Source organism: Empedobacter sp. UBA2044, assembly GCF_002333005.1.
GTDB lineage: Bacteria > Bacteroidota > Bacteroidia > Flavobacteriales > Weeksellaceae > Empedobacter > Empedobacter falsenii_B.
The window spans coordinates 1-12668 of sequence record NZ_DDBA01000009.1 but is presented as its reverse complement, the minus strand read 5'-3'; the positions used below and the strand labels follow the sequence as shown (position 1 = coordinate 12668).

At 32.9% G+C, this 12668-nt stretch carries 13 protein-coding genes; 2 read left to right on the top strand and 11 right to left on the bottom strand.

The genetic code is table 11. From position 1 onward, the window contains the following. Nucleotides 1-14: 14 nt before the first annotated feature. A complete protein-coding gene (locus B4E59_RS01130) occupies nt 15-728 on the bottom strand; it encodes an alpha/beta fold hydrolase (protein WP_291050819.1) in 714 nt (237 codons plus the stop codon). A gap of 70 nt (nt 729-798) precedes the next feature. Further along, entirely contained in the window at nt 799-1854 is a 1056-nt protein-coding gene (locus tag B4E59_RS01125) for an anhydro-N-acetylmuramic acid kinase (RefSeq protein WP_291050816.1), read from the bottom strand. 958 nt (nt 1855-2812) lie between these two features. Between B4E59_RS01125 and glyA the strand changes: the two genes are divergently transcribed. Further along, nucleotides 2813-4087: a serine hydroxymethyltransferase gene (gene glyA / locus B4E59_RS01120; RefSeq protein WP_135834919.1), complete on the top strand. Its 1275-nt coding sequence runs from the start codon at nt 2813-2815 to the stop codon at nt 4085-4087. Between the two features lie 451 nt (nt 4088-4538). Here glyA and atpG read toward each other — a convergent pair whose 3' ends face one another. From atpG to B4E59_RS01080, 8 genes are all read right to left on the bottom strand, one after another. Beyond that, a complete protein-coding gene (gene atpG / locus B4E59_RS01115) occupies nt 4539-5411 on the bottom strand; it encodes an ATP synthase F1 subunit gamma (protein ID WP_221854234.1) in 873 nt (290 codons plus the stop codon). 71 nt (nt 5412-5482) lie between these two features. Then, entirely contained in the window at nt 5483-7057 is a 1575-nt protein-coding gene (gene atpA / locus B4E59_RS01110) for a F0F1 ATP synthase subunit alpha (RefSeq protein WP_038335134.1), read from the bottom strand. An 11-nt stretch (nt 7058-7068) separates the two neighbouring features. Beyond that, nucleotides 7069-7629 (bottom strand): ATP synthase F1 subunit delta, encoded by a 561-nt coding sequence (atpH, locus tag B4E59_RS01105; protein ID WP_038335127.1) that lies wholly within the window; start codon nt 7627-7629, stop codon nt 7069-7071. A 2-nt stretch (nt 7630-7631) separates the two neighbouring features. Beyond that, the gene (locus B4E59_RS01100; RefSeq protein ID WP_038335122.1) at nt 7632-8126 is read right to left on the bottom strand and encodes a F0F1 ATP synthase subunit B; all 495 of its coding nucleotides are present in this window, start codon (nt 8124-8126) and stop codon (nt 7632-7634) included. 96 nt (nt 8127-8222) lie between these two features. Then, nucleotides 8223-8432 (bottom strand): ATP synthase F0 subunit C, encoded by a 210-nt coding sequence (gene atpE / locus B4E59_RS01095; protein WP_013598300.1) that lies wholly within the window; start codon nt 8430-8432, stop codon nt 8223-8225. Between the two features lie 54 nt (nt 8433-8486). Beyond that, nucleotides 8487-9620, bottom strand: a complete 1134-nt coding sequence (atpB, locus tag B4E59_RS01090; RefSeq protein ID WP_084106903.1) for a F0F1 ATP synthase subunit A — start codon at nt 9618-9620, stop codon at nt 8487-8489. Between the two features lie 78 nt (nt 9621-9698). Beyond that, a complete protein-coding gene (locus tag B4E59_RS01085) occupies nt 9699-10079 on the bottom strand; it encodes a hypothetical protein (RefSeq protein ID WP_180905270.1) in 381 nt (126 codons plus the stop codon). Nucleotides 10080-10084: 5 nt separating this feature from the next. Then, nucleotides 10085-10300 (bottom strand): AtpZ/AtpI family protein, encoded by a 216-nt coding sequence (locus B4E59_RS01080; protein ID WP_038335105.1) that lies wholly within the window; start codon nt 10298-10300, stop codon nt 10085-10087. A gap of 32 nt (nt 10301-10332) precedes the next feature. Between B4E59_RS01080 and dusB the strand changes: the two genes are divergently transcribed. Then, entirely contained in the window at nt 10333-11328 is a 996-nt protein-coding gene (dusB, locus tag B4E59_RS01075; protein WP_280037247.1) for a tRNA dihydrouridine synthase DusB, read from the top strand. A 60-nt stretch (nt 11329-11388) separates the two neighbouring features. Here dusB and B4E59_RS01070 read toward each other — a convergent pair whose 3' ends face one another. After that, on the bottom strand, nt 11389-12567 hold the full coding sequence (locus B4E59_RS01070; RefSeq protein WP_291050800.1) for an erythromycin esterase family protein: 1179 nt from the start codon (nt 12565-12567) through the stop codon (nt 11389-11391). Between the last annotated feature and the right edge of the window lie 101 nt (nt 12568-12668).

Here is a 12668-nt window from a genome sequence, read left to right as displayed (position 1 = left end):
ATTTTTTCAGGACGTTACACACTTAAGAATTGATTAATATGTTGATTAAAAAGTAATGGCTGTTCCATCATCGGCACATGACCACAATGATCGATGTAAGCTAATTTTGCATTAGGTAAATGTGCAAAAAACTCTTCAGCAACATCTGGCGGTGTCACAATATCTTGTTTTCCCCATACCAATAAAACCGGCTGATCTATTTTATGTAAAAGATGTTTCAAGTTTTGTCGCTTTGCATCTCGCGCAATCGAAATTATAGACAAAGCTTTTGTAGGCGTATTAGCGGTCGAAAAAACATCATCAATCAATTCTTTTGTTACAACATTTTTTGTTTCAAAAACTTCTTCTACCTTATTTTTGATATACTCGTAATCTCGCACACGCACAAAAGAAGCCTGCAAATTGCTTTCATACAAACCAGAACTTCCAGCTAAAATCAATTTATCAACCAAATTTGGATGTGCCAACGCATACAGCAACGCAACATGCCCGCCCAAAGAATTTCCGATTAATATTGGATTTTCAATTTTATTAGATTGAATATAATTTTCTAGAAATTGAACTAAATTTTGAAGTGAATTTCTTTTGAAATGAGTAGAAAATAAAGGAAATGTTGGTGTATAAACATTATAATTTATTTCAAGATTCTTGATAACATTTCCCCAATTACTAAGGCTTCCAAATAAGCCATGAAGTAAAATAACATCTTTATTTTTCGAATATTTCATATCGCATTTATTCTTGGTTATCGAACAAATGTAAATAAAATATTTTTAAACTCTATTAATTATATATATTTTATAGAGAATATATAATTCCAGACGAATGGTCTTTGCTCGCTCCTGTTACAGATGCCAAACAATTTATTTCGTTATAAACACGACGATAACCAAGGAATGCAAAGATTAAAGCTTCTTTAAAATCGATTAAATTATCAATTGGAATGATGATTTCAACAGTTGATAATTCTCGTAAACGATTGATAAAAAATAAATTTCGAACTCCTCCTCCAGTTATCAACACATTGTTGATATCATATAAAGCAAAGGTATTCTTAATTTGAATTACGAAATGCTCCACACAACTTCTCAGCTTATCTTCGATAGAAATATCGTACTTATCAACAATTGTTAAAAACTCATCCGTTACCCATTCAAAACCTAATGATTTTGGGAAAGGTTGATGATAAAAATTCAAAAGGTTCAATTCTTCAACTAATGCAGTATTAATATGTCCTTGTTCTGCTCCTTCTCCATTTTTATCAAATTCAAAACCGAGTTGTTTGGCATAATGATTCAAGACAATATTGATTGGGCAGATGTCAAAAGCAATACGTTTTCCATTTCTATTCATCGAAATATTAGAAAAACCTCCAAGATTTAAACATGCATCATAGTCAAAAAATAATAATTCGTCCCCAATCGGAACCAAAGGGGCTCCTTGTCCTCCTAAAATAACGTCTTGTGTTCTGAAATCACACACCACTTTTTGTTGACAACGCGACGCAATTGCTGCACCATTTCCTATTTGCAAAGTGAATGATTTCTGCGGTTGATGAAAAATAGTTTGCCCGTGAGATGCAACAAAATCTACTTTTTCAATCTTATTTTTATGAATAAACTCTTTTACTTTCTCCCCAAGAAAATAACCAAACTCCACATCCAATTGACATAAATCCATTGCCGAATATTGAAAAGCTTCTGTTAGTTTTGTTCGCCAATCAGATGAATAATCTATAGTTTCGGCATGTAAAATTTCGAAAAGTTGGTTATCATCAAATCGGACATAGCAAATATCCAAACCATCTAACGAAGTTCCAGACATCAAACCAATGCAAAAAGTAGGATTTTTCATGCTGTAAATTTAATGAGAGAATTTGATAGTTGGTTGGTTTAGAAATTAGAAATTTTGAAGAACTAAGAAACCATCTTTCATTTTTTCCTTGATGAAAAAACGAAACAAAAAAATCAAGACCTCAATAAATCGGCTAAAAATGAGTCATTCTACGCGAAAAGATTTAAAAACCTATCGGCTAAATCTTTTTTATCGCTTCGAATTTCTTCATTTTTTTACACCTTTTTATTGAAAGGTCATTTGAAATTCTTTTGAATAAGGAAATTGGTTTTCAATATTAATAAGGTCAATTGTTAAATTAGTTTTGAATGATTTTACAAGGGATTCCGCGACAAGTTCGGAAAGACAATTTCTGTCATTCTGAATGAAGCTTCAGCGAAATGAAGAATCTCTAAATGCTTATTAATTGGACTCTTGAAATAAATTCTCAATAACTAAGTAAACTTTCTTTCATTTTTTCCTTGATGAAAAAACGAAACAATACTTCGATAAACTTAGTACAAGCAAATCAAGACCTCAATAAATCGGCTGAAAATGAGTCATTCTACGCGAAAAGATTTAAAAACCTATCGGCTAAATCTTTTTTATCGCTTCGAATTTCTTCAATTTTTTTACGCCTTTTTATTGAAAGGTCATTTGAAATTCGTTTGAATAAGTAAATTGATTTTCAATTATTAATAAAGTATCATTCTGAAAAAAGTATAGATATTATTACTCAAAACTCAGAACTTATTACTCATAACTCGAGATGCGTTAGGGATAGGAGTGGAAATCCTTTGCGTGGAACGAAGCGATAGCGAAGTTACAAAGTAAAGATTGCAACGGATAGCCCGCCCGAAGGGAACGCCCAAATCTTTAGAAAAATTGTTTTGATAATTCTTAGGTTATTACGAATATATCAGTTAGAAATTCTAATGATAAAAGCTTATATTTGAAACACAATTAATACAAACAAAACATGGCACAAGATGTAATCTTCGATTTGATTGAAGAAGAAAAAGAAAGACAACTGAATGGAATTGAATTAATCGCGTCAGAAAACTTTGTTTCGGACAACGTAATGCGCGCGATGGGTTCTGTTTTGACAAATAAATATGCAGAAGGTTATCCTGGAAAGCGCTACTACGGTGGTTGCGAAGTTGTAGACGAAGTGGAAACTATTGCAATTGATCGTTTGAAAGCGTTGTTTAATGCAGAGTATGCAAACGTGCAACCTCACTCAGGTTCTCAGGCGAATGCGGCTGTTTACTTAGCTTGTTTGAAACCAGGAGACAAGATCTTAGGATTCGATTTATCGCACGGAGGTCACTTAACACATGGTTCTCCTGTTAACTTTTCTGGGTTAACTTACCAAACTTCTTTTTATGGAGTGGATAAAGAGACGGGGAGAATTGACTACGAAGCTATGGCAGAAACTGCTCGTAAAGAGAAGCCTCAAATGATAATTTGTGGTGCTTCTGCTTACTCAAGAGACATAGATTATGCTAAATTTCGTGAGGTAGCTGATGAAGTTGGTGCTTTGTTATTGGCTGATATCTCGCATCCTGCTGGGTTAATTGCCCGCGGAATCTTAAACGATCCTATGCCTCATTGTCATATTGTAACGACGACAACTCACAAGACTTTACGTGGTCCTCGTGGTGGAGTCATTATGATGGGGAAAGATTTTGAGAACCCTTGGGGAGCAAAAACTCCTAAAGGTGAAGTGAAAATGATGTCTCAAATCTTGAACGGAGCAGTGTTCCCTGGTACACAAGGTGGGCCTTTGGAGCATGTAATCGCGTCTAAAGCTGTTGCTTTTGAAGAGGCTTTATCTGACGGTTATATGGACTATATTGTACAAGTTGTGAAGAATGCGAAGGCTTTGGCTGCGGCATTGGTTGCAAAAGGTTATGACATTGTTTCTGGAGGTACAGATAATCACTGTATGTTGATCGACTTACGTAACAAAGGTATTTCTGGGAAACAAGCAGAAAACGCTTTAGTTTTGGCAGAAATCACTTGTAACAAAAACATGGTTCCTTTCGATGATAAATCTCCTTTCGTTACATCGGGGATTCGTTTGGGTACGGCAGCTGTAACAACTCGTGGGTTGGTTGAAGCAGATATGCAAACTGTTGCTGACTTGATTGACGAAGTATTAATGAATATTGATAACGAAGAAATCATTGATGGAGTTGCAGATCGTGTAAATGAGTTTATGTCTTCTCGCCCATTATTTCAAATGAAATAAGTAGAAACTAAGTTTCGATTATAACAATAGAAAAGTCCTGAGCATTGCTTAGGACTTTTTGTTTGATATAAAACGTCGAGACGTTTTAATTAAAACCTCCTTAGGTTTTAGGTAAAATCACTTGATATTTTTATTGAAATGTCTTGAGGAAATAATTTATTTCATTCTAACTTATAATAAGATTGAACTAATAAGAATTCTAATTAGATATATGATTACAAAAATTATCATCCTGAATAAAGTAATAACTAAGTAGAAGTATTTCTTCAATAATATGTTAAAGACTAATTATTCAAAAGTGTTTTATAGATTTTTATTCTGAATGATAAATACAATTGTTAGAATCTATTAAAAGTTTTATTACTTCTTTATAATCTAAAGTAAACATTATAAAAAAAGCAACTTCGAGATGAAGTTGCTTTTCTATTTAAAATAATATAAGTCTTTGTTCTTACGCATTCAATGCTTCTGCACCACCAACGATCTCTAAGATCTCGTTTGTAATAGCAGCTTGACGAGCTTTATTGTATTGAATTTTCAATCCTTTTTGTAACTCGCTTGCGTTGTCTGTTGCTTTATGCATTGCAGTCATACGTGCTCCGTGCTCAGAAGCGTTAGCATCTAATACGGCTTTGAATAATTGCGTTTTCAACGTTTGAGGGATTAAGTCTCTTAAAATTTCTTCTTTCGAAGGGTTGAAGATATAATCTAACTCTGCTGAATTGTTTGCTTCTTCTTCAGTTTTCTCTAAAACGACTGGTAAAAATTGTTCGTCTTGTACAATTTGAACAGCTGCATTTTGAAATTGATTGTAGATAATTCTGATTTGATCAAAGTCACCCGCAGTAAATTTCTCTACTAAATCGTCTGCAATTTCAGCTACATCTGCAAAATTTAAATTATCCCAAATGCTTGATGCATTTTTATAGATAGTTTGTGTTTTACTAAAAGTATCATTAGCTTTTTTACCAATTGCTAAAATCTCTACGTGTTTACTTGCTAATTCGCCAGCTAATAACGCATTTACTTTTTTGATGATGCTTGAGTTGTATCCTCCACATAAACCTCTATTTGAGTTAATAACGACTAAAAGTACTTTATTAACTTCGCGCTCTTCTGTTAATGCACCTCCTACTTCAGCTTCTAAAGTAGAACTTACATTTTGTAAAAGTTCACGTAATTTATCTGCATAAGGACGTAACTGTACGATAGAATCTGTAGCACGTTTTAGTTTTGCAGCAGAAACTAATTTCATAGCACTTGTAATCTGCATTGTAGAACCTACAGAAGTAATACGGTTACGTATATCTTTTAAATTTGGCATAATTCTATTTGAGATGAAGGATTAAAAGGAACTTAGAGATTCGGAAACCTCTAAGTTTCATTTATATTTTATTAGTATTTAGAAGTAGTTTCTGTGATAACTTTCTTCAATACATCCATAATTTCATCAGTCCATTTACCTAAACGGATAGATGTTAAAGTGTCTGCATATTTGTTGCGCATTAACTCAACAAAGTCAGCTTGCCACTCTTTCACTTGGTTAACTGGAACGTTTTTCAACATACCGTTAGTACCCGCATAAATAACTGCTACTTGTTCTTCTACTGGAATTGGAGCGTTAACACCTTGTTTTAATAACTCAACGTTACGTTCACCTTTACCAATTACGTTCATTGTAGCTGCATCTAAATCAGAACCAAATTTCGCGAAAGCTTCTAACTCACGGTATTGTGCTTGGTCTAATTTTAATGTACCAGATACTTTTTTCATTGGTTTTGTTTGTGCAGAACCACCAACACGAGATACAGAGATACCTACGTTGATCGCTGGACGAACACCTGAGTTGAATAAATCAGACTCTAAGAAGATTTGTCCATCTGTAATCGAAATTACGTTTGTTGGGATATATGCAGAAACGTCACCAGCTTGAGTTTCGATAATTGGTAAAGCAGTTAAAGAACCACCACCTTTTACGATACCTTTCATAGATTCTGGTAAATCATTCATTTGAGATGCAATTGCATCATCTTTGATTACTTTTGCAGCACGCTCTAATAAACGAGAGTGTAAGTAGAAAACGTCTCCAGGATATGCTTCACGTCCTGGTGGGCGACGTAATAATAAAGACACCTCACGGTATGCAACGGCTTGTTTAGATAAATCATCATAAACAATTAACGCTGGACGACCAGAGTCACGGAAATACTCTCCGATTGCAGCACCTGCCATTGGAGCATATACTTGCATTGGAGCTGGATCAGATGCATTAGCAGCAACTACTACTGTATATTTATCTGCACCGTGGTCTTGTAATGTTTTCATGATACCTGCTACTGTAGAACCTTTTTGTCCTACTGCAACATAGATACAGAAAACTGTTTCACCTCTATCGTAAAACTCTTTTTGATTTAAGATTGCATCTAAAGCAACAGAAGTTTTACCTGTTTGACGGTCACCAATGATTAACTCACGTTGTCCACGTCCAATTGGAATCATCGAGTCAATAGAAACGATACCTGTTTGTAATGGTTCGTTTACAGGTTGACGATAGATAACCCCAGGAGCTTTACGCTCGATAGGCATTTCATATAATTGTCCTTCGATTGGTCCTTTACCATCGATAGGATTTCCTAACATATCTACAACACGTCCTAACATTCCTTCACCTACGTTAATAGATGCAATTTTGTTTGTACGTTTTACAGTGTCACCTTCTTTAATACCTTTTGAAGGTCCGAAAAGTACAATACCTACGTTGTCTTCTTCAAGGTTTTGTACCATTCCTTCTAACCCGTTTGAGAATTCTACTAATTCTCCGTATTGAGCATTGTCTAACCCGTAAACACGAGCAATACCATCCCCAACAGTTAGAACGGTTCCTACTTCTGCTAATTCAACTGATGAATCAAAGCTTGTAAGTTGTTGTTTTAATATAGCTGAAACTTCAGCTGGATTTATTTCTGGCATTTCTGAAATATTTAAAATTTAGGAATGTATTCGTTTTTCGAAAAATCTTTTTTTAATGTAGCTAACTTAGTTTTGATTGACGAATCAACTTGATTGTTTCCAATTTTTAAAACGAAACCTCCAATTAAAGATGCATCAATTTTGTTCTCTACTTTTACTTGACTATTTGCAGCTAAAGTTTGTTTTGCTTTTGCTACAATATTATCAATTGTATTTTGATCTAATTGTACTGCCGAAGTAATTTCTGCTGTTACAATATTATTTGCTAAATCGTATAATGAAATAAACTGATCTGCAATTTTAGACAAAATATTTTCTCTACCATGTCTTACGACTAACGAAATGAATGTTTGAGAAGTTTTTGATAAAGACTTGAAAATCTCACTCAAAACAGCTTCTTTTTTCTTTGCATCAATCACCGGAGAATTTAAGAAAACTCTTAAATCATCATTCTCTTTAATGACTTTGCGAACATCATTCATTTCAGCATACACTACGTCTGTTTGGTTTGCTTCATTCGCAAACTCCATCAAACCTTTAGCATATCTATGTGCTGCTCTGAATCCTGCCATGATTAATTGAATTTAACTTGATCAATAACATCATTCACTAAAGCTTCTTGTGCAGATTTGTCTGACAATTCTTTAGTTAAGATTTTTTCAGCAATTTCAATTGACAACTGTCCAACTTGATTTTTGATATCAGCCATAGCTGATGCTTTTTCATTTTGGATAGCTGACTTAGCATTTTCAATTAATTTGTTTGCTTCTACAGTTGCAGAATTTTTCGCCTCGTTGATGATATTTTCTTTCATTTCACGCGCTTCTTTCAAGATAGCATCACGTTCAGCACGAGCTTCTTTCATGATTTTCTCGTTTTGAGCGTTTAATAAAGCCATCTCTTCTTTCGCTTTTTTAGCTGCGTTTAATGCATCCTCGATAGATTGTTCTCTTTCTTTAACTGCAGATAAAATTGGTTTCCAAGCTAATGATCTTAACAATACTAATAAGATGATAAATACGACCGCAGTCCAAAAAATAAGACCAACTGAAGGTGTAATTAAATCCATTGTGTGTATGTATTAAATTTTATTTTTTACTAATTAATTTTTTAATGAATTAGCTTCAACAACCAACCGTTATTGAAGCTAATTTTAATTCAAATATTATCCGTTACCTAATAACGCAACTACGATACCGAATAAACCTGCACCCTCGATTAAGGCTGCTGCGATAATCATAGCTGTTTGAATTTTTGAAGCCGCTTCTGGTTGTCTAGCGATTCCTTCCATAGCTGATCCACCGATTTTACCGATACCTAAACCAACTCCTAAAACTGCTAAACCAGCTCCGATTGCTGCAATACTTCCTGTCATGATAATTGTATTTAATTATTAAAAAATTATTTTATTGTTTTTTATATTCTATTCTTAATGATGATCGTGTTCTGCTACTGCTGTTCCGATGAATAACGAAACTAACATTGTGAATACGAACGCTTGTAATGCCGCTACTAATAACTCTAAACAGTAGATAAATAACGCTAATGGGATAGATCCACCTGCCATAGCTTCTGTTTGGAAAATAAAGATTAACGAAATTAACGACATAATGATGATGTGACCTGCTGTAATGTTCGCAAATAAACGAATCATTAAGGCGAAAGGTTTTGTAATAATCCCGATTAACTCAATTGGAGCTAAGATTAATTTTACTGGAACCGGCACTCCTGGCATCCATAACATATGTCCCCAGTAACCTTTGTTTCCTGAGAAATTAATTACGATTAATGCAATTAATGCTAATACAAATGTAACTGCGATATTACCTGTAACGTTAGCTGCACCTGGTAACAATCCTAATAAATTGTTGATCCAAATGAAGAAAAATAACGTTAATAAATAAGGCATAAATTTCGCGTATTTTTTCTCACCAATATTTGGAATTGCTACTTCATCACGAACAAAAATAATAATTGGCTCGATGAATCCTGCAATACCTTTTGGTACCATATTTCCTTTTTTGTAGTTTGATGCAACTGCAGAGAAAACTAAGATTAAAATTACGAAAGAGATTAACATTGATGTTACGTTTTTCGTAATAGAAAAATCTAATGGTTTTTCATTCTCTAAATGAATAGCTCCTTTTTCGTCTACGTGAGGTTTGATTGTACCTTGCGCATCTGTTTTGTAGATTTTTTCGTGGTAGTTGATATAGTAATTTCCGTTACTTTCAACAACCGCTTCGTTGTGGTGAAATTTAGAAGACATAAAAACTTGTAAACCATTATCCCATAAAATAACAGGTAATGCAACTCCTACACTTTTTTCTCCTTCTCCCCATAAATGCCAATCGTGCGCATCTGCAATGTGGTGCATGATACCTGGCACTGGGTTAAATGTAGACTCGCCAGATTTCACTTTAGCAGCTTCCTCTTGACTTTTTACTTGCTCACTTTTAATTAACTCCTCAAACGTTTTTGGAAGACTTTCGTGCGGAACTGCTGTAGAGGCGAATCCGAAATTGAAAAGTAATAAAAACGCTAATAACGCTGAAAATTTCATGTATAATTCCTTTGTTTCTAAATTGCGTGCAAAATTATAGTAAATTAACCACTTACCAAAGTCAAATGCTAAAAATCATTAAACTTTTTTTAACTTTAAATTAATTAAGCGAATAAACACTAAAACTTCGGCTAGCAAAATTACAAAATAACTTATAATTAATTGTACAACATTTGATTTAATTTGTTCATTCACAACAATCAATGCTAATACAATTGCCATCTTCGCTATCATCCCTCCCATAAAGGCAAAACCAACATATTCTGGAAATTTTATCTTCACAAAACATCCAACTTGCAAAATCATTAATGTAATTAAACCAATTATTAAATACATTTTTGGAACAATTAGCGGATTTTCGCTAAAATTATAATGCGCAACAATTGCGTAATGAATACCACAAAAAATTGCTACCATTGCAATAAAAGAAAGTGCTAAAAGAATAAATTTCTTAATCATTAAAATTATTTTTTTGGTAATTGCTTCAACATCAAATATAATCCTGCAAAAACTCCCAGCAAAGATAAGCCAGCCGTCCATAATGGCTTGTCTGTTTCCATTTTTTTATCCAAAAAAGTTCCTAACCAAGCAAATAACGCAATCGTCACCGCCATTTGTATTCCCATCGCAGAAAACTTTAAATATTGATTTACACCTTCGGACTTTCGTTCTTCTTTCATAAGTTTTATGTAATTTTGCAAAAAATTATTTCGTGGTAAAGATAGGAAACATAGAATTACCAGACTTCCCTTTATTGCTTGCACCAATGGAAGATGTGAGTGATCCGCCATTTCGTCGCCTATGCAAAATGCATGGTGCAGACTTGATGTATACAGAGTTTATTTCTTCTGAAGGATTGATTCGTGATGCAATAAAAAGTCGTCAAAAATTAGATATTTTTGATTACGAACGTCCAATTGGTATTCAGATTTTTGGTGGAGATGAAGAGGCAATGGCGATGTCTGCTAAAATTGTAGAAACTGTTCAGCCTGATATTGTTGATATTAACTTTGGATGTCCCGTAAAAAAAGTGGTTTGTAAAGGCGCAGGAGCTGGTGTTTTAAAAGATATAGATTTGATGGTACGTTTAACAAAATCTGTTGTTGAAAGTACGCATTTACCTGTTACTGTAAAAACTCGTTTAGGCTGGGATTCTGATTCAATTAACATTTATGAAGTTGCCGAACGTTTACAAGAAACAGGTATCAAAGCATTGTCAATTCACGGACGTACGCGTACGCAGATGTATAAAGGACAAGCAAATTGGGAACCGATTGCAAAGGTAAAAGCGAACCCAAATATTGAGATTCCTATTTTTGGAAATGGAGATATTGATTCGCCACAAAAAGCGATCGAATACAAAGAAAAATACGGTGTAGATGGTGTGATGATTGGTCGTGCGGCGATTGGTTATCCTTGGATTTTCGAGCAAATTAAACATTATCGAGAAACAGGAGAATTGTTACCAGAACCAACAATTGTAGAACGAATGGAAGCGGCTAAAAATCACTTAAATTGGGCGATTGATTGGAAAGGTGAACGTACAGGGATTTTGGAAACACGTATGCATTATACCAATTATTTCAAAGGAATTCCTAATTTCAAACCTTATCGTACAAAATTAGTCACACAAGATAATCTTGTTGATTTGATGCAGACTTTCGAAGAAATCGAAAAAGAATTTATTCCAACATTAGAAGAAATATAGAATATATTAATCACCTTGTCAAGGTTTAAAACCTTGACAAGGTGATTATCTACATAGATTTTATTCCTCCTCTTTAAAATTTATAAGCGTTTCTGTTTTTAAATAAAATAATCCATCAACAACTTTACTAAGATCATCGTAATGTAATTGTTTCGAACCTATACTATTCGAAGTTAAATTATTTGCATCAAAATTATTAAAAGAAACAAAAGCATAATTACATTTACAATCTTTCTGAACCACCTCTTCAATACTATTTTTAGGAGATTTTATTTTTAGATTCATAAGTCCTAAATATCCTTTTACACCTGCATTCCCTCCCCCTGGTGTAAAACCTAAAATATAATATTTATCATCATATTCTTTTTTCAAAAAATATCCTGCTTTTGTTTTCAGATTTTTTAACTTATCATCTGTTAGTAAAGTATTATCAATGAAATGTATTGTCGCTCCCCATAGAATTATTTTTTTATTAGGATACATTTCTTCTTTGATAAACTTAATATTCTCATACATAGTTTTATCTCTATTTCCTACTTTATAATCATCTCTATATACAGATTCTATATTCTCAAGCTGTTTTTTCCAAAATTTATTTTTAAAATTTTTATTAGAAATTTTACTAAAAATATCATTATTTGTTGAAGAAATAATTAGAGTATCTGTTACTGAGGCTTTTTTAAAAGAAAAACTATTATTTATAACAAATTGAATCGCATCAAAATATTTATCATCTATATTGTTTATATTTTCTTCTTTTAAAAATGATTTTAATTCAGGAATAAAAGCGTTTGTTTTATAAAAACTATGGTCAAATCCAGTATAAATTAATGGACGATCAGTTTTATACGTTTCAATAATATATTTATACAATTCATCCATTTCTTTTATATTCCAAACTCCAGCATTATTACTTTTAAACAATTTGGGATTAGCTAAACCTAATCTAACCGAATCATTAATCAAATTTAAATTATACATAGGAGCTTCGAAAGCAAGAACATCAAAATTCAATTTCTCATGTAAATATTTAATTATTTTTATCTTTGAAACATATGTTTGTTTCATATAATGTGAAGGTTCACCAAGAGCTATAATTTCGACATTTTCTAAAGATTTATTTAAAATGGTATTTTCTGTGAAATTTGACGAATTGTAATTTTCTACACTTATAGGTGATATTTGTGCGAAAGCAGCTTTAAGTAAACATAAAAAACTTAGTAATAATAGTTTTCTCATAGAAATAAATTAAAATAGAAGTCTAAATTAAAGAATTAATTATTTTGTTTTCATAATAACTAAAAAAATCCACCAAAAAATACACTGCCCCCAAAAAGTTA